At 43.4% G+C, this 19386-nt stretch carries 23 protein-coding genes; 10 read left to right on the forward strand and 13 right to left on the reverse strand.

The features are described 5' to 3' along the window. Positions 1-106: 106 nt before the first annotated feature. Positions 107-661, reverse strand: coding sequence for a DUF4136 domain-containing protein (locus AB4135_RS09455; protein ID WP_371992323.1), 555 nt, complete (start codon positions 659-661; stop codon positions 107-109). Between the two features lie 177 nt (positions 662-838). Between AB4135_RS09455 and AB4135_RS09460 the strand changes: the two genes are divergently transcribed. Then, complete coding sequence (locus tag AB4135_RS09460; protein ID WP_371992324.1) at positions 839-1144, forward strand: DUF1289 domain-containing protein; 306 nt, start codon at positions 839-841, stop codon at positions 1142-1144. A 28-nt stretch (positions 1145-1172) separates the two neighbouring features. Here AB4135_RS09460 and AB4135_RS09465 read toward each other — a convergent pair whose 3' ends face one another. From AB4135_RS09465 to AB4135_RS09485, 5 genes are all read right to left on the reverse strand, one after another. After that, on the reverse strand, positions 1173-2432 hold the full coding sequence (locus AB4135_RS09465) for an ATP-binding protein (protein WP_371992326.1): 1260 nt from the start codon (positions 2430-2432) through the stop codon (positions 1173-1175). 18 nt (positions 2433-2450) lie between these two features. Beyond that, the gene (locus AB4135_RS09470) at positions 2451-3164 is read right to left on the reverse strand and encodes a response regulator (RefSeq protein ID WP_020911068.1); all 714 of its coding nucleotides are present in this window, start codon (positions 3162-3164) and stop codon (positions 2451-2453) included. Next, positions 3164-3532, reverse strand: a complete 369-nt coding sequence (locus AB4135_RS09475; RefSeq protein WP_283105655.1) for a DUF3019 domain-containing protein — start codon at positions 3530-3532, stop codon at positions 3164-3166. Before AB4135_RS09475 ends, AB4135_RS09470 begins: the two co-directional genes overlap by 1 nt. Positions 3533-3588: 56 nt before the next feature. Beyond that, positions 3589-4467 carry a MipA/OmpV family protein gene (locus tag AB4135_RS09480; protein WP_371992329.1) on the reverse strand — a complete coding sequence of 293 codons (879 nt, stop codon included), beginning with the start codon at positions 4465-4467 and terminating at the stop codon, positions 3589-3591. Between the two features lie 379 nt (positions 4468-4846). Then, positions 4847-5329, reverse strand: a complete 483-nt coding sequence (locus AB4135_RS09485) for a YcxB family protein (protein WP_371992331.1) — start codon at positions 5327-5329, stop codon at positions 4847-4849. A 136-nt stretch (positions 5330-5465) separates the two neighbouring features. Between AB4135_RS09485 and AB4135_RS09490 the strand changes: the two genes are divergently transcribed. Beyond that, positions 5466-5807, forward strand: a complete 342-nt coding sequence (locus AB4135_RS09490; RefSeq protein WP_371992404.1) for a DUF1971 domain-containing protein — start codon at positions 5466-5468, stop codon at positions 5805-5807. 56 nt (positions 5808-5863) lie between these two features. Here AB4135_RS09490 and AB4135_RS09495 read toward each other — a convergent pair whose 3' ends face one another. Beyond that, entirely contained in the window at positions 5864-6763 is a 900-nt protein-coding gene (locus AB4135_RS09495; RefSeq protein WP_371992332.1) for a universal stress protein, read from the reverse strand. 271 nt (positions 6764-7034) lie between these two features. Between AB4135_RS09495 and AB4135_RS09500 the strand changes: the two genes are divergently transcribed. From AB4135_RS09500 to AB4135_RS09510, 3 genes are all read left to right on the forward strand, one after another. Next, positions 7035-7238 (forward strand): hypothetical protein, encoded by a 204-nt coding sequence (locus tag AB4135_RS09500; RefSeq protein ID WP_371992334.1) that lies wholly within the window; start codon positions 7035-7037, stop codon positions 7236-7238. Positions 7239-7320: 82 nt separating this feature from the next. Further along, on the forward strand, positions 7321-7566 hold the full coding sequence (locus tag AB4135_RS09505) for a hypothetical protein (RefSeq protein ID WP_371992336.1): 246 nt from the start codon (positions 7321-7323) through the stop codon (positions 7564-7566). 108 nt (positions 7567-7674) lie between these two features. Next, positions 7675-8427, forward strand: a complete 753-nt coding sequence (locus tag AB4135_RS09510; protein ID WP_371992338.1) for an SDR family oxidoreductase — start codon at positions 7675-7677, stop codon at positions 8425-8427. A 34-nt stretch (positions 8428-8461) separates the two neighbouring features. Here AB4135_RS09510 and AB4135_RS09515 read toward each other — a convergent pair whose 3' ends face one another. Further along, complete coding sequence (locus AB4135_RS09515; RefSeq protein ID WP_371992340.1) at positions 8462-8878, reverse strand: VOC family protein; 417 nt, start codon at positions 8876-8878, stop codon at positions 8462-8464. Between the two features lie 37 nt (positions 8879-8915). Then, positions 8916-9524 (reverse strand): NAD(P)H-dependent oxidoreductase, encoded by a 609-nt coding sequence (locus AB4135_RS09520; RefSeq protein WP_371992342.1) that lies wholly within the window; start codon positions 9522-9524, stop codon positions 8916-8918. A gap of 124 nt (positions 9525-9648) precedes the next feature. Here AB4135_RS09520 and AB4135_RS09525 point away from each other — a divergent pair, with 124 nt between their 5' ends. The 5 genes from AB4135_RS09525 to AB4135_RS09545 all read left to right on the forward strand — a co-directional run bounded on the left by AB4135_RS09525 (position 9649) and on the right by AB4135_RS09545 (position 15899). Further along, positions 9649-10272 (forward strand): helix-turn-helix transcriptional regulator, encoded by a 624-nt coding sequence (locus AB4135_RS09525; RefSeq protein WP_371992344.1) that lies wholly within the window; start codon positions 9649-9651, stop codon positions 10270-10272. A 4-nt stretch (positions 10273-10276) separates the two neighbouring features. Next, complete coding sequence (locus tag AB4135_RS09530) at positions 10277-10978, forward strand: pseudouridine synthase (protein WP_371992346.1); 702 nt, start codon at positions 10277-10279, stop codon at positions 10976-10978. Positions 10979-11284: 306 nt separating this feature from the next. After that, complete coding sequence (locus AB4135_RS09535; RefSeq protein WP_371992348.1) at positions 11285-12250, forward strand: LysR family transcriptional regulator; 966 nt, start codon at positions 11285-11287, stop codon at positions 12248-12250. Between the two features lie 187 nt (positions 12251-12437). Beyond that, entirely contained in the window at positions 12438-14786 is a 2349-nt protein-coding gene (locus tag AB4135_RS09540; RefSeq protein WP_371992350.1) for an OmcA/MtrC family decaheme c-type cytochrome, read from the forward strand. A 486-nt stretch (positions 14787-15272) separates the two neighbouring features. Continuing rightward, positions 15273-15899, forward strand: a complete 627-nt coding sequence (locus AB4135_RS09545; RefSeq protein WP_371992352.1) for an acetate uptake transporter — start codon at positions 15273-15275, stop codon at positions 15897-15899. Between the two features lie 101 nt (positions 15900-16000). Here the strand turns inward: AB4135_RS09545 and AB4135_RS09550 are convergent, their stop codons facing one another. The 4 genes from AB4135_RS09550 to AB4135_RS09565 form a co-directional block, all read right to left on the reverse strand. Further along, entirely contained in the window at positions 16001-17533 is a 1533-nt protein-coding gene (locus tag AB4135_RS09550; protein ID WP_371992354.1) for an MFS transporter, read from the reverse strand. 289 nt (positions 17534-17822) lie between these two features. Beyond that, positions 17823-18512 carry an LrgB family protein gene (locus AB4135_RS09555; protein ID WP_371992355.1) on the reverse strand — a complete coding sequence of 230 codons (690 nt, stop codon included), beginning with the start codon at positions 18510-18512 and terminating at the stop codon, positions 17823-17825. Further along, positions 18509-18988 carry a CidA/LrgA family protein gene (locus tag AB4135_RS09560; RefSeq protein WP_371992357.1) on the reverse strand — a complete coding sequence of 160 codons (480 nt, stop codon included), beginning with the start codon at positions 18986-18988 and terminating at the stop codon, positions 18509-18511. Before AB4135_RS09560 ends, AB4135_RS09555 begins: the two co-directional genes overlap by 4 nt. A 197-nt stretch (positions 18989-19185) precedes the next feature. Next, entirely contained in the window at positions 19186-19350 is a 165-nt protein-coding gene (locus AB4135_RS09565) for a YqaE/Pmp3 family membrane protein (protein ID WP_012144718.1), read from the reverse strand. Between the last annotated feature and the right edge of the window lie 36 nt (positions 19351-19386).

Here is a 19386-nt window from a genome sequence, read left to right on the forward strand (position 1 = left end):
CTGCGTTAATGAACTTGAACGTAGAGCAACTATGGCCTTCACTCATTAACTTTCCTCAAAACCGCTAAACTCTCGCTGAGCGATCAAATCTTTATACTGATTGGTATTACTGCTCTTTCTTGGGGGGGAATTGCGCCAAAATTTTGCTAACTGTGGCATTGGTCTCTTGGGCTTTTTTTTCACCGCCATCATCGAAGCTGAATTTGTCGCTACCTCGCCAAATAAGCTGCTTTGTCTGTGGGTCGAGAATATCAATTTGGATAGTTTGAATTTTAGCCGTATCACTGCCTACAGGTACATCAACGCTGGTACCGATACTGCCGCCACTTGAACTGCCCCATGAGCCCGCGCCTAGGCCAATAGAAAAACCGGAATCCTTCGGCTTATCATCAACCCTAAATCCATAAGTGACTAAGAAGTCTGCCTTATCATCTTGTTGAACAAAGCCCTGAGTTGTAAGAGCTGTTGCAATCGATTGCTGTATTCTGGCGGCGCTTAGAGGATCCGTCGTTTGTGCTGGGTTAATTTGGCTAAAACTCTTTAGCGGAGCAAAGTTATAGTTAAGATCATAATCATTTTTGGGTGTTGAGCTGCATCCAAGCTGGGCTAATAGCGGTATTGATATTGCGCAGGTGAATAGAATACGTTTTAGTTTGTTCATGCTCGAACCTCTTATTTTAGGTGGCAACGCCTTTGTCTTACTAGCCTACAACTTTGAATCACTTAGCGCGATGACTGTATTAGGTTAAAGGTTAAGTATAGCCATTTTAGTTAGATTGGCAGTGGCAATTTTTCCAATGCAATTGGTATTAATCCTTACATAGTATATGTTTAGGGTATGGAACAGTTAGAGTTTTTTGAAATCCCCAGTCCCTGCATTGGTGTTTGCCAAAGCGATGCGAGGGGATATTGTAAAGGATGTTTACGTAATCGAGACGAACGGTTTAAGTGGCTCGAGTTTTCTGATGCGCAAAAATTTGATGTTATTAGGTTATGTAAGCAACGTAAGCGTCGCCGCCAACTTGCAATGTTAAAAGCGAGAAAGGCACAATTGGTTGAAGAAAGAGCGAAGGTAAATCCGAGTTTAGATTTTCAGGAACTGCCAGAAGAGTCACTCGACTCAAAGGATTTTAAACTAGATTAATGGATTACCTGTTACGTTTATTGTAGTGCTATCTTTTGTGCCAAATAAGCGTGAATTGGGTGAAACCTGGCTGACTTTTTAGCGTAACTTTCCCCTGATGTCGATCCATGATTCGCTTGATAATCGCTAACCCCAATCCATGACCTTTATTGCCATTTGTGCTGGTTTCACTGCGGTAAAAGGGTTCAAAAATTTTGAGCTGATCCTGCGCTAATATCCCTTCGCCATCATCAGTCACAGATAATAAAACTTGTTCACCTTCAACACTTATTTCCACTGTTATTTTGTCAACGCAAAAGCGCTGGGCATTGGTAATTAGGTTCTGCAATGCTCGCTCAATCAAAGACGGTTCAGCCATAATTTGCGCGGCTGTTTCTGTTTCAATCAGCTCTATCGTTGTTGAATGATGTGTCTGTAAGCGGCTAATGGTTTGTTTCGCAAGGCTGTTTAATTCACAACGCTCAAACTGTAGCCCCTCTCTTTGGGTCTCTAAGCTTGCGTAGGTAAGCAGCTCTTGCAGTAAGTTCTCCATCTCCTTGATATCGAGCTGCATCTCATCGAGAAAGGCTTGCCGGCGCTGGGGATCTGATTCCGGCAGACAATATTGTGGGATCAATGCTAGGGCAAACTTAAGACGAGCAAGCGGTGTTCGTATTTCATGAGATACAGCATTCGATAGATGCTTTTGGTTTTCAATCAACGCACTGATGTGGGCCGCCATATCATTAAACGTGGTGGCTAGTGGTAATACTTGAGAGCGTTTAGTCAGCTTAATGCGGGTATTCCACTTTGCTTGGCCAAACTCCTTGGTTGCATTACGCAGGGTTTTCAAATCTTTCGACAGCGGCCAAACCCAGATTAGGGCGACAAAAGCTAGGGACAAGTAAAAGAAGATATTATAAAGGCCCCGTAAACTAGCGTCGGGGTCGAGCTCTATTGGCCCCGCCATTAGGATATGATCGCCTACCGCTATAAATTGTAACTCATGGTTGATATCATAGGGGGTGGCGATCACGGCATCATTTTGCACCATTTGATCTTCTGAGAATGCAACTTGATCGGCATCGAGTAATGCTAGCGGGAATTTGGGATTGTTATTGATGCTTTTGAGCATCTCATGTCGCTCAGAGTGTGGCAGCTTGCTTAACACCTGCGCTAAAGCCACTAAAGGTGCGTCTAGCGCACCTTCTTGATCGACATTCTTTTTCCAAAGACTATCGAGCGTCCAACCTATACCCAGAAAGCCTAGGCTTAATAATAGATATAAACTTAAAAATAGACGCTTCATTTGTGGCTAACTTGAAAGTTAGTTATTCCATGCTTCCGGTGCGAATAGATATCCCTGTCCCCAAACCGTTTTAATCCTAAAAGGTGTTTCGATGTTGTCACCCAGTTTCTTTCTCAAGCGCGAAATACGCACATCTATCTTTCTATCTTTACCGTCAAAGTCGATATTTAGCAAGTACTGATAGATATACTGGCGGCTCATCACTTGACCAGCTTGAGAAGCGAGTAACCATAACAGTTCAAACTCATGACTAGTAAGATCAACTTCAGTCTCGCCTAAGCGAATGGCTTGAGTGTGTGGATCGATACTTAGTTTACCAAAGCTTAAGCAGTGAGATTCAACTTGAGGTGGCTTAGCTTGACGACGCAGCAAGTTATTAATTCTGGCAACTAATAGCGCTGGATCGACCGGTTTGACCACGTAGTCATCTGCACCTAGTTCTAGGCCTTTTATTTGGTCTTCGTTTGAACCTAATGCGCTCATCAATAAGATTGGGCCTGCAAAGTAGTCTGGAAGCTTCTCACAAAGTGTTAAGCCATCCATGCCTGGCAGCATTATATCTAACAGGATAATGTCAGGTTTATAGTTGATAAGACGGGTTAAGACAGTATCTCCGCGACGTTCGACTTCGACGTGCATTCCATGCGATTTTAAGTAATCTACGATCAAGTTGGCCAGACGAATATCATCTTCTACGAGTAGGACTCTATGCGTAGATTGAGAGTTGGTCATTAGAATAAACTCCATGGGTTGCGGTAGCGACGCCTAACCTGAGGCGACGAAGCTTGAGTAACTTTTAATTTTACACCCGCAAGCGTCTCGTGGGTATCTTTGTCTATCATGACAAACTGAATATCTTTGTTTGCACTGATATTTACCGCTAAAGAGTTAACATCTGGTGAACTGTTGCACCATTTCTTTAGTTCTTTGTAATCAGAAAGGATACAAATGGGGCGGTCGTGCAACAATTCCCACCCAAGTACAACTTCAGTATTGCAGGTTTCTTCATCTGCACTGGTGATACAAATCTCGGGAGATAGGCTTAGGCTTGCTGCCAATGGTTCTTCTTCATCTTCATCAGCGACAGCGTAGCCGCTCAATACTGAGCAGAAAATAAAACAGAGAAATAATTTTTTAGTTAGCGATAGCACTGATATTAAAACCTGTATGCTGCGCCTACAAAATAGGTAGTTGTGTAATCTTTCTCGACTAGAGGACTATCAACAATTGCATCGGCAATGTCGGTATAGCGGGCAACAAGCAGTAAATTCCAATTCTCAGTTAACACATATTGTCCTGTAAATTCGATACTTTGATTCAAAGCTGACTCCGCTTGATACTTCTCGCTCCAATAAGGGCTTTCACTCGCCCTGATACCATAGTAATAGTCAACGACTTGTTCGCTCTTCCAGTCTAACACTGCTGCAAACTCAAAATTCCAGCTGTCTAGCGGAATATTGTACAACCATTTTAGCTGAGCTTCTGTTCCGTTGTGCACATTAAAAAGATCATGTGCAACAGACGCTTTAACTATACCAAACCTTGTGTAAAGAAAAGCTTCTGCTCCGCCAAGATAGGTAAAGTTTCTGTTTGCTAGCTCGCTGGTGTCGATTTCTGGCTCGCTACTAGCGGCCATTATAGTCGGACCTCTGGTCGTTGCGCGTTCGACACTATTTCCCTTTAGCAGAAAAATATTAGAGGGATCCCAACGATAAAAGAAAGCACGATCTGTACTAAAGGTGCCGACTAAATTGATCGTATAGTTCTCACCCTCTGTCAGAGTGTAACCAATATTCCCATTATCAAAAAACCACTGATCACCGTAGTAAGCAATGGTAGGAATGGCGTAAAGAGGAATATCATCAAAATCTTTAAGAGGATTAGACTTCTCACCATAGCCAAGAGCAATACCAATATCCCAACGACCCACTTCAATGCAGTCGCTGTTGTTATCGCAGCCTTCACTACTGTTGCTAGCATGGGCTGTGGTTGTTAAGAAGCTAATACTTAAGATTAGCGCCAATAAATAATGCATATATTGATATCGACTTATGATTACAAAATTAACAAATGAGAATATAGAGTATCACTATTTGCTAATGGCAGCATGGGGTTAAAGTTGATTTGTTGCAAAGTGATACAGGTCACAAAGTGTTCAACCAAAGGCTCTCATTTACGCCATTGCAACTGTGATTCTATCGGGCCTGGCAAATTCACTTGCAGATAAAAATCTTAGGCTGCTGAATAAGCTAAAGTTTACTCATTATTGAGTGGTTAGGTTAAAAAATATGTCAGTTTTTTAATCAAGCGTTTTGGCTAAGGATTTGCCTTTATTCAGCATGCTAATACTCATCAAACAGTGCAATTTAGCTGAACATTATTTTTTAAGCTGAGTTGTATTAATATGAGCTTGCTCACGCTTCGCGGCTACTTTTGCTAACGACAAATGCAATGGCTTCGTCATCTAAACTACGCTTGGAAAGGTAGCTGACGGTTTTGCTTTGATTGAGTAAAAAGCCTTGCTCAGTCTCTTTGATTGAAACAATATCTTGCCAAAGGATAGTGCCTTTGACATAGAAAGAATCATTAGAGATCCCTTTGGTATCAATGGTTAATGTCACTTCGTTATTGGCCGCCTTACTCATCATTTGGCGCAGTAGCCACCATGGCTTTTTATAACGAATGTTGAGCGCCTCTAAAACCCCTAAAGCGATTAAAAACCAAGAGGCATAAGCATTGATACCTGTTAGGAGTAATAGCACACCAATAAGGGTAAAGATGATCGCCTTTCGATATGCACGTATCGATGTATCAATAATGACTGATTCATCAAAGCACTCGCTAAAGTGACTTTTATCTAAGGTGTACTGTGTGGTGTAGCTGTATTCAGAATTCATTGGGGCTCATTCATTTGATACTTGGGTGCTAGCTCTGCTAGCAATTGCCCTAAGTTTGCATATAGTTGATTAACTCAGGCTTAATCGCGCTATATTGAAGCAAAGCGTGATAATGATAAAGGGATTAAAACAGACTATGGCAACGATACCGAAAGATTTTGTTAATTATAAATCAACGCCGATATTTGATAAGGACACTGTGCCGAAGATGTTCCTGCACCTACATAACACTAAAGCGGGTGTATATGGGCAGATCCATGTACTGCAAGGCAAGCTCAAGTTTTACGGCTTTAAAGATAGGCGAGCTGAGGTTGAAAAAGAGCTCATTATTGAAGTCGGGCAAACCGCTATCTCGCCACCACAGTATTGGCATAAAGTTGAGTTAATGTCAGCTGATACCCAGTTTAGGGTCGATTTTTGGGCACAAGCTGGATCTGCAATAGTTGCAGAAAATCAAAGTGAAAGAGACGCTGACTAGTCGATAGTTGCGCCTATGTGTGGGTAATGTCTGTGGTGAATCAGAAGTTAACTCATTTAGTGGCTGACGGGTTTTATCGCTAAAATGTCACACTTTAATTGATCGATGATTACCGAAGAAGTGTGACCTTTTAAATCGCTGATAAAGCCGTGATGTTCACCTGCGCCAATCACGAGCAAATTGGCATTACACCGACTAGCGATGACGGGAATGATGTGATCGGGAAGCCCCTGCTCAAGATGTAGATGGTCACTCTCTAATTGATAGGCTCTTGCTGAGTCAACCAAATGCCCCCAATACTGATCTCTTTGCTGTTCATCGCTAATGAAGTTCGCCTCACGTTTGATGGACATGCTCCAGTTTTCCAGCTGGTAACAATTTAGCAGATGGATGTCATTTTCCAGCAGGCTTGCAAGTTGCTGGCTATCTTCAAGCAGATCTTGGTTAAGCTCCCTATGGGCAATATTAGATTCGGCTGTTTCTAGTGCGGTTAAAATGTGTCCTTGCCTTTGCCATGATTTATTACCGACGATTAATATCGGTAGGTTGCTTTCTCGCAGCAGGTGGTCCTCGCAACTGGGCACAAATTCACTGACTATAGTGTTGTGGTGCTGATTATTCATCACCACTAAATCATAGTCGCTGGCATTGGTCTCATTGAGAATTGCAATGTGGTCTTTGGTGTTTTTAATTTGCTTAACCTCTACTTCGACACCTAGGCGTTGATACTTACTGATTAGTTTATTGACGAACAGCATTGGATCGAGCGCATTATCGGGGATTAGACCTAAGCGGTTGAGGAAGTTGTTATAGGGCTTTTCCACTTTTAAGGCGGTGACCTTAGCTTTGGTTTTACAGGCAAGTTGCAGCGCTTTGTTTAAGGCAAATTGGGCGACTGAATTATTGTCGACTAGCGCTAATGTATGGTGGTACGAGATCATAGTGAAATACTCCATTTACCTTTCACTCCATTTCGAACAACTGTAGTCGAAAGCTCAGTAAACACACGGCTTAGCTAATATCAAATAGCACTTAAAGCCACTCTGGTAAGCGCCTTTCAATCTAATTACGGTAAATCGCTGAATTCCTTCGTATCAACTATGCATCCTTTTCACTCATTCAAATAATTTCAAAATAAATAAATGAGTAAATGTAATGTTAATTAACTTTAACCTGACATTAACATGGTGGTTAGGTAACATTTTGTGGTCATCAAGGAGTAGTGATATGCCAATAACTGACATAGTAAAAGTAGAGCAACCGACAGCTAAACCTGCCGGTTTTGAGCTCAATGACCTACTGGAAATGCAGACTGAATTTGCGCTAATAAAATCAGTGTCGCAATCGAAGACGTTAGCTACGATGTTATTTATCGGAGTGACCTTTTTTAGTGCTTTTGGCGTTTTTCTGTTTCACATGGCACCGAGCTAGTAAACACATGCTCTTCAACGGAACTGCAGCTGCAGTTAATCAATTTAGCCTCAACCAGTATCTGTGAAGCTAAGGAGAGGCGATGTTTGTATTTGCAATGGAACTTGCGTTTTGGGTGGTGTGGGACTTAGTGCTTTCGTTTATCTTGTATTTCACTGGCGCCGTAGTGATCCGTATTTTCACCTTTGGTAAAACCAGCTACCCCTTAGCACCAACCAGCTTTTTTCAACGTCGAAAAGTGCAGAAAAGGGATCCGTTTAATAGCGCTTTCATCGTTGGTTTTCTATTCTATGCTTCGTTGTTTGCAGCTGCAATTTGGCTTGCTTAAGATATCTTTTAGGAGCCACTTTGCCACAATTTAAGCTTCAAACAGCTGTTTACATTCTGTGCATTCAACAGTAGCTTAGCGTTAAATTACAGTTACTAGCAGAATCAAATGACAACCAGAAAAACAATTTTGATCACCGGGGCCAGTTCAGGTCTTGGCCGAGGAATGGCGTTAGAGTTCGCCCATAAAGGCCGAAATTTGGCATTGTGTGCCCGTCGAATGGACAGGCTAGAAGCCTTGAAAATAGAGCTTGAAACGATTAACCCATCTATCAAAATCTCGATAAAACCTCTGGATGTCACCAATCACCAACAAGTATTCGAAGTGTTTGGTGCCTTTAACAAAGAGCTGGGTAGTATCGATAGGATTATCATTAATGCTGGTATGGGTAAAGGAGCCTCTATTGGCACAGGTCACTTTGAGGCAAACAAGCAAACCGCCGAGACCAATTTTGTTGCATTAATCGCTCAAGCTGAAGCCGCGATGCAGATTTTTAGAGCGCAGAACGCAGGTCATTTGGTGACTATCTCTTCGGTGAGTGCTGTGCGCGGTTTTAGACGGGCAATGACTGTCTATGCGGCGACTAAAGCTGCGGTGACTTCATTGACTGAAGGGATCCGTATTGATGTGATGCACACACCAATTAGTGTCAGCTGTATTCACCCTGGGTTTATCCGTAGCGAAATCAACGACCATGTCGAGAAGGTGCCTTTTATCGTCGACACCGACGTTGGTTGTCGCGCCATGGTTAAAGCGATAGAGGCCGAAAAAGCTAATAGTTTTGTGCCGAGCTGGCCATGGGCAGTACTGCACAGGATCCTGCGAGTTGCACCTAGTTCATGGGTCAGAAAAATGAGTTGATCAGGCTCACTGTGATTTCTGGCTGCTTTAATTATCAGTAGCGATTTCGCTCACTAGGCACATCACTAAGGTACTGTACAAATTCAACTTCATAACCATCCGGGTCAATGTAATAGGCATTGCGGCGATAGGGATCTTCTGCGCCATCTTTATCGACGGGATGGCCTATCGCGGCTAGTCGTGCGATAACGCCATCAAGATCATCCACCACAAAGGCAAAGTGGGCCAGGCCTACTTGGTGGCCAGTTAGGTCGCGGTTGTTGCCAACACCATCATCGTTAAAGGTCAAATATTGGTAGTCATCGCCAAAGTGAACCCAGTTTCGATCCACTCCATGCCACTGACTGACGCCACCGCCACGGGTTTTCCAGTGAGGAAAGATGGCTTGATAAAAGGCCAATGCGGTTGGAATATCTTTTACCACTAAATTTAAATGTTCTAAGTGCATCATAATGTGCTCCTTGCTGCTGATTAATATTGCTATAAGGCTACATGCCGTAGCTGTACTCTTGCTGTTTAGGGTAGGGAGTTGCTTGGTGGTTAATACGGATCTGCGCTAAGGCATCGCTATATTGCGCTAACATGTGCAAGCTGTAATTAATGCGTTCACGCAAGTGCTTATCGCGCTCATCAACGGCATGTTCAGCATTTAATACCTGCTCGACATTGCGAATAATGAGGTGATCAGGTGTTGCAACCAACTTATTGTTCTTTAGCGCATTCATTCTCAATTCTGCTATTGGGTATGCGCCACTAATGCCGCTGACTACCGACACCAGCAATGCAGGTTTATGTGCCGTCTCTTGGTTATCACACATCAACAAAAAATTCTTAATGAGAGGCGATGCCATCCCGCCCCACTCAGGGGTGATCAGTATTAGTGCATCTGCACGTTTTACCTGTTGTGAGATAAACGGCCAGCGACTGCCATCGGTTGTTTTACTCTCGGGATCGCCGTCCCAAAAAGGCAGTTGATATTGGCAAAGTTCAATGTGTTTCACTGTATGACTCGGCTGGATCTGTTGCATTAAGTATTGAGCAACTTTGGCGCTTTGCGAGTCCTTTCTTTGACTTCCGCTAACAATAACTAATTCCATTTAAGTAAACCTTTTTGTTTATTAAGTTTTATGTAAAGTAATATCTTTACATAATAAAGTAAAGAAAAAAGTTTACTTAAAAGCTGGTTGGGTAATAATGTGCACTAAGCGTTAAGGGGAAACTATGAAAACCAGCGACAAAATATTGCAGATGTTGAAGACGCAAGGCGAACTGACCGCCAAGGTGATAGCAACAGAATTAGGGCTGACCACCATGGGTGTACGGCAGCACCTACAATCATTAGAGCAGAGCAATGATCTGATCTTTGAAGACCGTAAAGCGACTCGAGGAAGACCCACTCGCTATTGGTCATTGACCAGTAAGAGCAATAGCCACTTTTCCGATCGCCACGAAGAGCTCACCGTGCAGTTGATTGACTCTGTAAAAACGATTTTTGGCGATCAGGGTTTAGAGCAACTTATCGCCCATAGAGAAGATGCCTCTTTTAAGCTTTATCAAGCAGCCTTAGCTGATGCTAAAGACCTACCCACCAAGTTAGCCGCACTTGCTAAACTGCGCACAGAAGAGGGTTATATGGCCAGTGTCGAAAGCACAGGCGGTGTCTATTGGCTACTCGAAAATCATTGCCCCATTTGCGCAGCCGCGTCTTCATGCCTTAACTTTTGCCGCTCTGAGTTACAACTGTTTCAAGGACTATTAGCACAAGATGCCAGTATTAGCCGAGAGGAGCATATTATCGAAGGTGCCAGGCGTTGTGCTTATAAAATTGTGCCGTTAAACGGATAATATTATGCAATCTAAACGCGCACGATTAGATAGATTTATTAGTGCAACCAAAGGGATTAACCGCAAGCATGTCAGAGTGCTACTGGCTAAAGGGCTAGTTAAAGTAGATGGTGAGATAGCCAGAGATATCGATCAGATTGTTGATGAGTTTTGCCATATCACGCTAGAAGGCGAAGTGCTGCAAGCAAATGAACCAAGCTACCTGATGCTGCATAAGCCTGTAGGAGTGGTGAGTGCAACCGTCGATGATAAGCATAAAACGGTAATCGAGTTACTAAGCCACCCCGGCAAACATCAGTTACATATTGTCGGCCGGTTAGATCTCAATACTTCAGGCTTACTGCTGCTAACCAATGATGGCCGTTGGTCAAAGCGGTTAATGTCGCCAGAACATAAGGTGGCGAAAATTTACCGAGTAAAACTGAAAAATCCCATAGATGAAAGCTATATAAAAGCGTTTCATGACGGGATGTACTTTGAGTTTGAAGACATCACCACCTTACCAGCCAAGCTCGAAATTATTGATAGTCATACTGCTTTGGTAACGTTAATGGAAGGTCGATATCATCAAATAAAACGTATGTTTGGACGCTTTCGCAACCCCGTTATTGGGCTGCATCGTATTTCTGTTGGTGAAATAGTGCTTGAGCCGCAACTATTAGTAGGTCAAAGCCGAACACTCTCAACCACAGAGATCGACTGTTGAGTTATTCCTTTTGCTATGAGTCAGTGATGACTGATGGAAATGGGCTGCTTGGTTATTTCAATATAATCTTAAGTTGATCACGCCGTAATTCGCTTACTGCTTTGTGGTTGTGTACTAGTCATTGACTAGTGAACTAGTTTAACTATCTAGTGCTGTTTTACTTCATATTTATATCTGCTGTTTTTTCGCGCTGTGACCTAAGCCAAGTTATTGAACTTTAACTTGTCAGCAACAGCGTGGAGCACGCTTTCCCGCCTATCGCTATGCTATACCTATAACTAAGTATTCAATTAGACGTTATACATCATGTTAAATGACTCGCTAAAAAAGCTCTCTGAGTTAGATATTTTCTGCCTTATCGTGTTTAAGACTTTGTATGAGAATGGTCATGCAAATTCGACAGCAACTGCGCTGCAAGTATCGGCCCCTAAAGTGAGTCGCTGCTTAACTCAACTGCGTATTACGTTTAACGATGAGCTTTTTTATCGCCGCCAGCAGGGGCTAAAGCCCACCCCTTTAGCCGAGGCTTTATATGAACCTATCTGCAGTTTTTACCGAGCTGTTAACCATCTCGAACAAGTCGCTTTTGACGAAGATGAAATAGCTCAAATACCGTCACTCAATATCGCAGTTACTCAGAGCATCATGAGTAGCTTAGCAGTGGCAATTAGTGAACATGCAGAGCAAGAGGCGATGGGGAAAATCCGCTTACACTGCTGGGATAGTACTACTGCAGAGCAGATCCATAATGGTGAGCTGGATTTTGGTATCGGCTTTGACACATCAAATGCCTCGGAGTTGGAGTGTGAGCTACTGGGAACGCTCGATAGTGTGCATCTTGCTGCGAGAGTGCAGCATCCTATTTGGCAACACATGCCTAATATCACTTTAGAACAGATAGCTCAGCAACCATTCTTATACCTCGAAAGTAAGGGGTTTAATGATAAGATTGATCCGCTAGAAATGTACTGCCGCAATGCTAGAATCGAGCTTAAGAGTGTCGATAAAGTCGGCAGTCGAGAGGCATGGTTCTGCCACCTGATGACCATGGGAAGTATCGCGTTTTTACCCGCGGTAGAGGCCGGTGTTTGTAATAGTATCCCCACTCTGAGAACCGAACCTCTGCCTAAAGAACAAGTGAGTCTATTGCACGGTGACATGTTGTCACCCCAATACTTCATTGTAGAGAAAGAGGCCAGAAACCGCCGTTACACGATAGGTCAAAGAGAAATTCTTATCCAAATAGTTGCAGATTTACTCCACTCTCACTAGCCATTTATTGCACATTACCCTCATCAATTTCAGTTAGTGATATTGCCAATTTCAGTAATTGGAATTTCACTAACTGAATCTTTAAATTTCAGTCACAAGCTGTAAACAAAAACGTTTCACATCTTTCGCATTCTTCTATATTCAATTTACTGCACTAGCAGAAAAATAATACCTATAAAGGGATGAGATGATGAGAACACATAAGAAGTCTTTATTAGCAATGGCATTAATCACAGCTATTGGCTTAACGGGTTGTAGTGATGGTGACGATGGCAAAGATGGTGCGCCGGGTGAACCAGGCATTCCTGGTACACCTGGTACTCCGGCAGGCATTACTGTCGATACGGTTACCAGTGCTGCTGACTTTGTACTTACATTGGCTCCAGCTGATATCGTGGTGGTGGGAAGTGATGATTTTTCCATTAAATTTACAGTTACAGGCAAAGATAGTAAGGGGGAGCCAAAACCATTTACCGGTCTAGAAAAAGTTGCTCTGTATGTGATGAATCAAGCGGCAAACTCTACCGATACTGGCGCTCCTATATTATGGGAAAACAATGCACTAGCTAATGAATTTGGCTCAAGCATGTACTGTACCCCAACAGGTAAGGCGACTGCTCGCGGCGGCGCAGAAGTTGATGCGTGTACTTTAGTTGAAGATGAAGCTAACCCAGGTACCTATATGGGAACTTGGGAGCATGATGGAAATGCTCCTGTAGTACTTGCTGACGGTGATGCTAATGACCTATTCCGAGTCATGGTTCGTACTTACGATGTTGTTGATAGCACCGGAACTGGGATTTCAGATAAGTTACTGTCAACCCCAGTCGATTTTATTCCGGCGACGGGTGAGTTAGCGATTTCGCAAAAAGACTCTGTTTCTAATGCAGCTTGTATCAAGTGTCACAGTCAACTAGGCGGTTACGCAGTCACCGATATTCGCATTGCTAACATTGGTGCGCACCATAACTATCAAAAAGTGGAAAACTGTGTTGCGTGTCATAACCCTGCTTATGCGGGTGGTGAAGCAGACCCTGAAAAAGGTTGGAATGCAAACTGGAATGCAATGATCCATACATTGCACGCCGGTCATCATCTTGATCTTACAGGCGAAGCTAAAGATGAGTTTGGTGAAATTGGTTTCCCATCAGAGCTCAACGAATGTACCACTTGTCATGACAATGGCACTCAGTGGAACGATAATGTCTATGCTGAAGCTTGTGTCTCTTGCCACACTGAAGTTAACTTTGAAACGGGTGAGGGTCACTTAGGTATCGTACCTGAAAGTGATGCGGCCTGTTCTGGTTGTCATAGCGCGGGAAGCTTAAGTCCGATGCAAGCGCATAATGTTGGCGTGCGGGCGATGGCAACAGATTCTATCGAGATATCTGTATCAAGTGTCAGCTACACCGAAGATGCGCAAACAATCACAATTCCAGAGGAAACAAGCTGGGATGGTACCGTTACTCCTGCACATGACGAAGTGCATGATGAAATCGTAGTGACATTTGACGTTAAGATTGATGGTGCGCCAGTCGCCGATGGCTTTGAGTTCACAGGCTTCACTAAGTATGACGAAATGAAGACTGGCTATGTGACAGCCGATGGTACGTATTTCGGTAGTGCATCAGTTAATTTAAGCGGCGCAGTTGCCGCGGGTGGCAAGCTAGTCGTTACTCAGTTAGATAACTATGATCTAGATGGTAAGAGCATTGCCATTACACCACGCTTCTCAGTGTGTACTGACGCTAAAGGCGTGATGATTGAGTGCTTAGACGCAAGCGGCGAAGCACAATATGATGTTGGTTACGTTGCTATTACCATGGCTCCTGCATACTGGAACTTAGCTAATACTGACGGCAGTGATGCTAACATTTCTCGTTTCAGTGACCCTGAACGCGTGACCGCTGACGAAGCTAAATGTAATACTTGCCACACCTCGCTAGGTATCGCTAAGCATTACGGCAACGAGCGTTTTGACCAATGTGTTGGCTGTCATAATGATACTTGGGGCGGTTCTTACCATGTACAGCCTGAGTATAAGACTGATGAAGTCGATGCTGACGGCAATCCTATCTTCAAGCCAATTGAAGGTCTGAACTACAATACTCGTGACTTGTTTGCAGTCGCTCACCGTTTCCATTCAGGACTTTGGGATGACAACCGTGGTTTCCCTGCGATTCATATTGACTCAAATATGGAAACTAAAGGGTATCCGGCGGTAGCAACTAAATGTTCTGCTTGTCACAAGGATGGTGTTGAACTGTTTGCTGCTGATGGCGGTTTAGCTTCAGGTAAACGAGCTATTGCAGTTGATAGCGCGGCAACAACATTCATTAGTCCAACAGCAGAAGCTTGTCGTACTTGTCATGCTCACTCAGATGCAGCGGCGATGGCTCACTTTAAGAGTAACGGCGCAGTAGTTGATGGTGATCCTTCATCGACGGCTAATCTACCTGTTGAATCTTGTGCTACTTGTCACGCTGAAGGTAAGACCTATGGCATTGACCTTATGCATATGGGAGGCGCCCACTAACTTAAAATTATAAAAGCATCACCTACTATGAGATCCCTGCTTCTCATAGTCATTGAACCTCTTGGGAGCCTTTGGGCTCCCCTTTTTTTTGATACAAATCATCTTTTAGCTCGAATGGTGTCTGATGTACAACTTTGTGAGCCAGCGCAATATTTGACCTTTATAAATAACGAATAACATCTTTTGCTAAAGTGCTAATTCTGTATGCGTGTGACAGTGGTCACTTTGTTGCGGGAATTGTGACGTTGCTCTTGGTGGCCTTTCTTCGTTTGAGGCTTTAGCAATGATTAGCCTTAAGTTTATGAATATTAATATTAAATGTGGATAATTATGTTTAGGAGTGCATATTTGAGTAGCATTGAGAATGATTGATTGGCGTTATTGGTTACTCTAAAATCCGCGGCGCTAAGATTAACCATCGTTAATCTAGTGCGGTTAACTACAACCGCTACCTATTTGATTGGCCAATTCCTGTAGGGGAACTCAATGTCTACACAGCACACCAATTCTTTAGCAAATCCAGCGCCGCTTGGCTTAATGGGTTTCGGTATGACTACCGTTTTGCTTAATATCCATAACGCTGGCTTTTTCCCTATCGACTCGATGATTTTAGCGATGGGCATATTTTATGGCGGTATTGGACAAGTATTAGTGGGCATGATGTGTTTCAAACGTGGCGATACCTTCGGTACGACAGCGTTTACCTCTTACGGTTTGTTCTGGTTAACACTAGTTGCGCTTATTGTCATGCCAAAAATGGGCTTAGCAGCAAGTCCTGCAAGCTTTATGGGCTGGTATTTAGCGTTATGGGGCATGTTCACTGGCTTTATGTTTATCGGCTCAATGCGCTACCCACTGGCCAAGCAGATCGTATTTGGCTCATTAACCATACTGTTTTTCCTGTTGGCTGCACGTGACTTTACTGGCAGCGAACTGATTGGCACCATTGCTGGCTTTGAAGGTATTTTCTGTGGCTTAAGTGCTATTTACTTTGCCATGGCACAAGTACTTAACGCTGAGTATGGCCGAGTTATTTTACCTGTTGGCAAAGTACGCTTTGCAGCAAGTACCCCTGTCGTGACAGAAGCGACGCCATCGCTAAAAGCTGCCTAAGTTTTCCTACTGGTGCTGAAAACAAAAAAGCTGACATTCATGTCAGCTTTTTTAGTTTTAAACAGAGTTCATATAAGTAAGTTCACATAAGCGAGCTCAGCTTAACTCTGTTGTAGTTTGTACAGCCACTTACCATATAGATAAATACCTACTGCAGAAATCGTACCGATTGCCGCAATAATGTACCAAGCCATACCAATATTATGGGTGTTATACAGTAAGGTCGTTAGCTCTTGCGCAGGCTCGCCTGTGAAAGCCACCAAAGTGGTAAAGGCTTCACCTTGAGGAATGGCACTAATTTCAGTGGCACTCATACCGCGTTCTGCTAATGCTTCTAGAGAGAAGATCTCTTTTGAAGCATACATCTCATACAGTTTAGGACCAAAGAAACCTTCAAGTGTCCAGCCAATGCCCTGAGGAAGCATAACAAAACCAAGATACATGGCCTTTTTACCTTCAGGAGCGATGTTACCCATGAATTCGTTCTTCTTTGGGCTAATCATCATTTCGCCGAAAGAGAACATGGCGATGGCCAGTACGATCATCCAAGCTGCGTTAGTGGCACCAATCAGTACAAAGGCAAAAATACTCAGTAAGCAACCACCTAACATAGCTGTGGTAATACGGTACTTGGCCGTTAATGCCGCCACTAAGAAACAGGTAGTCATGATCATACCCGCGTTAAGGTTAAGCATGCCTTCTGGCATCACCTTAGTACCGGTATTGTCGAGTCCCAACCAGAACTGGAAGAAGCCATTTGAGGTGCCTTCTGGACCAAACAGTGAGGTAACAATCACGCTGGTATCGACCCATTCAGCAATATGAATAGGTAGAACATCAAACAGTGAGTTGAACAGGAACCAGAAACCGGCGAATACCAACATGTAATAGATAACTACAGGCTTTTTAAGTTCATGCAACGCATCGCGCCATAATGCAACTTGCTTAATTTCACCGGATTTTACTTTGCGGTTACGCTCCAAACGTTCCTCTTTACCAGGCTCTTTATAAGCCAGCAAGAATAGGAAGTTGAGTGAGATAATCGCCGCACAAGCATAGAACACGTTATCCCACGAAAGCTGACGCATATGCACAGCAACCAGTGGTCCTAAGAAACCACCAATGTTAACTACTTGGTAAAATATACCCCAAGCCATCGATGTGTTTTGCCGCCCAGTAGAAAGTACGAGTGTGCCTTGAATACCGGGTTTAAACACCCCGGTGCCCGCAGCGAGCAAAATCGCACCGAAAAGAAAACCATAGAAGCTTGGGAAAAAAGCCATCACCAAGTAGCCAGAAATTTTAATCAGCGTAGAGACAAAAATTGTTTCCTTGTAGCCCACCCGGTCTGAAATACCGCCTGTGAATACTGGAATAAAGGTCTGCATCATCGCCCATATCCCGATAATGATACCGTAGTCACTTAAAGTGATCCCAAGGCCACCTTCAGATACAGGTGCTTTTGCGTAAAGACCTGCACTGGCTTTAACACCATAATAGGCAATACGTTCGACCAGCTCCATGCCGCCGACAATCCAAAATATATAGCTTAAGCTGGCAATCGAGGCCCACATCCCCAGCTGTTTAACTTCCCGTAGGTCGTTATCTGCATAAGCATCTTTTGACTCGCTCATAACTTTCCTTTCATTGTTTTAATTATTTATATTTATTATTGCTTTCGTTTTTAAGAAGCATATTTATGTTGGTTTTGGGTAGATTGAACGTAAGAATCTTTGCCAAAACGCTGCAAGCTTGTGATTGCAGTCGACACTTTACCTAATTTGATGGCAAACACCAATGCGTTAGTCGCAGTTTGAGAGCAACTCATGCTGTAGAGCTAAAAAGAGGGGCTACAGAGCGATAGGAAAGGTAAAACGAATGGCGGAATTATATGTGGCTTTTCTCGATGATTTTTGCTGAAAATTATCCAATGATAGCGGCAAAGAAAGGCGCCATGATCACCATCGCAATGCCAGTAAAAATCATAGTGAGACTGGCAATCACACCTTCTTGCCTACCAAGCTCGCTGGCTTTTGCGGCGCCGGAGCCGTGCGCTGTTGCACCCAGAGCGACGCCTTTAGCGACTGCACTGCGGATTTTAGCGACTTTAAATAGTGGCTCACAGATTAGCATGCCCATAATGCCAGTGAGCAAAACCAGCATTGCAGTCAGCTCAGGTATACCGCCAAATGCGGTAGTTGCTTCTATCGCAAACGGTGTCGACACTGACCGCACCATTAAACTGCTGGAGAGCTCGGCAGGCATCGTGGTTAGTTGCATCAATATCCAAGATGTAAGCAATCCAAGCAATAAACCAACAATCACACCAACGCTCAAGGTTATTGGGTATTGCTTTATCAGTTGGCGTTCACGGTAAATCGGCACTGCAAAGGCGATAGTCGCAGGGGCTAACAGGGCTGCTAGCCAGTGGGTATATTGAAAGTAACTAGCAAGGGGGATTTTTAACACCACTACTGTGACTAAAATAACCAAAGGTGCTAATAGAATTGGGGCAAACCATACTCGTTGCTTGCGGCGGTACAGGGCTTTACTGCCGTAGTAGCTCACTAAGGTTAATAGCAAACAAAGTAGTGCAATCAAGGTAAGGTTCATGATGCCGTTCCCGAAAGTGTCTCGCTGACGAGTAATGGCGCGCGCAGTGCTTGCTGATGCCTACGTTGTTTTTGTAGCTTAAGCTTGCGTTCAAAATTGAATAGTCTATCTACGGTAAACGCAGTGCCAAGCAATACTAAGCAGCTTGCCGCCAGCATTGAGCTTAAGAGTGTGACGCCGTATTGCTCAAGTATATCTTCGTATTTGAGTACGGCGACTACCGGTGGAATGAAAAACAGCAGTAGATCGCCAATTAACCATGCTGCGCCGCTATTGACTGCTTTTTCAGGAATGATCTTAGCGCTTAGTAATAGCAACAGTATGGCGAGTCCTATCACGCTACCGGGTAACGGAGAGTGCAGCCAAGTGGCGAGTTGCTGGCAGCTATAGGCAAATAGACAAAAAAAGCTAACTTGAGTCAGCAGTAAAAAGAGATGACCGAGTTTAGATTGGATAGCGCTGAAGCGATGGGGCATAACGAACCTGATTTTGAATGCTGTTTAGAACTGACTAAAGTTTACTCCTGAACCATTAATTAAAAAAATGAATGTTATTGATTTAGTGTATTCCAAAATGGAATTTATGGTGCTAAATAAATCGCTGACAGACCATCAAAAAGCCCCAAGTTAATGGGGCTTAATCGGTTATCTATTATTGTTCTTTGAAACAAGGGCTACTTGGTGACGACCCACAGTGCATGCAGTAAACCTGGGATAAAGAAAAGTAGACACAAAATGATATTGATAAGCAGATCTTTACCTACGCCACTTTTTAGAAATACTGCCACAGGTGGCAGTAAAATTGCGATGATGATCAGTAACAGTTTGTTGGTATCCATCAATAAATCTCCATTTTTAGTTCTCTGTTTTGCTTT

Origin of the sequence: Shewanella sp. 10N.286.54.B9, from assembly GCF_041468565.1 — a bacterium.
GTDB lineage: Bacteria > Pseudomonadota > Gammaproteobacteria > Enterobacterales > Shewanellaceae > Shewanella.

Excerpts from the sequence above, each read along its gene's own strand:
- AB4135_RS09455 (WP_371992323.1), bottom strand. The coding sequence starts at position 661 with ATGAACAAACTAAAACGTATTCTATTCACCTGCGCAATATCAATACCG.
- AB4135_RS09460 (WP_371992324.1), top strand. The coding sequence starts at position 839 with ATGGAACAGTTAGAGTTTTTTGAAATCCCCAGTCCCTGCATTGGTGTT.
- AB4135_RS09465 (WP_371992326.1), bottom strand. The coding sequence starts at position 2,432 with ATGAAGCGTCTATTTTTAAGTTTATATCTATTATTAAGCCTAGGCTTT.
- AB4135_RS09470 (WP_020911068.1), bottom strand. The coding sequence starts at position 3,164 with ATGACCAACTCTCAATCTACGCATAGAGTCCTACTCGTAGAAGATGAT.
- AB4135_RS09480 (WP_371992329.1), bottom strand. The coding sequence starts at position 4,467 with ATGCATTATTTATTGGCGCTAATCTTAAGTATTAGCTTCTTAACAACC.
- AB4135_RS09485 (WP_371992331.1), bottom strand. The coding sequence starts at position 5,329 with ATGAATTCTGAATACAGCTACACCACACAGTACACCTTAGATAAAAGT.
- AB4135_RS09490 (WP_371992404.1), top strand. The coding sequence starts at position 5,466 with ATGGCAACGATACCGAAAGATTTTGTTAATTATAAATCAACGCCGATA.
- AB4135_RS09495 (WP_371992332.1), bottom strand. The coding sequence starts at position 6,763 with ATGGAGTATTTCACTATGATCTCGTACCACCATACATTAGCGCTAGTC.
- AB4135_RS09500 (WP_371992334.1), top strand. The coding sequence starts at position 7,035 with ATGCCAATAACTGACATAGTAAAAGTAGAGCAACCGACAGCTAAACCT.
- AB4135_RS09505 (WP_371992336.1), top strand. The coding sequence starts at position 7,321 with ATGTTTGTATTTGCAATGGAACTTGCGTTTTGGGTGGTGTGGGACTTA.
- AB4135_RS09510 (WP_371992338.1), top strand. The coding sequence starts at position 7,675 with ATGACAACCAGAAAAACAATTTTGATCACCGGGGCCAGTTCAGGTCTT.
- AB4135_RS09515 (WP_371992340.1), bottom strand. The coding sequence starts at position 8,878 with ATGATGCACTTAGAACATTTAAATTTAGTGGTAAAAGATATTCCAACC.
- AB4135_RS09520 (WP_371992342.1), bottom strand. The coding sequence starts at position 9,524 with ATGGAATTAGTTATTGTTAGCGGAAGTCAAAGAAAGGACTCGCAAAGC.
- AB4135_RS09525 (WP_371992344.1), top strand. The coding sequence starts at position 9,649 with ATGAAAACCAGCGACAAAATATTGCAGATGTTGAAGACGCAAGGCGAA.
- AB4135_RS09530 (WP_371992346.1), top strand. The coding sequence starts at position 10,277 with ATGCAATCTAAACGCGCACGATTAGATAGATTTATTAGTGCAACCAAA.
- AB4135_RS09535 (WP_371992348.1), top strand. The coding sequence starts at position 11,285 with ATGTTAAATGACTCGCTAAAAAAGCTCTCTGAGTTAGATATTTTCTGC.
- AB4135_RS09540 (WP_371992350.1), top strand. The coding sequence starts at position 12,438 with ATGATGAGAACACATAAGAAGTCTTTATTAGCAATGGCATTAATCACA.
- AB4135_RS09545 (WP_371992352.1), top strand. The coding sequence starts at position 15,273 with ATGTCTACACAGCACACCAATTCTTTAGCAAATCCAGCGCCGCTTGGC.
- AB4135_RS09550 (WP_371992354.1), bottom strand. The coding sequence starts at position 17,533 with ATGAGCGAGTCAAAAGATGCTTATGCAGATAACGACCTACGGGAAGTT.
- AB4135_RS09555 (WP_371992355.1), bottom strand. The coding sequence starts at position 18,512 with ATGAACCTTACCTTGATTGCACTACTTTGTTTGCTATTAACCTTAGTG.
- AB4135_RS09560 (WP_371992357.1), bottom strand. The coding sequence starts at position 18,988 with ATGCCCCATCGCTTCAGCGCTATCCAATCTAAACTCGGTCATCTCTTT.
- AB4135_RS09565 (WP_012144718.1), bottom strand. The coding sequence starts at position 19,350 with ATGGATACCAACAAACTGTTACTGATCATCATCGCAATTTTACTGCCA.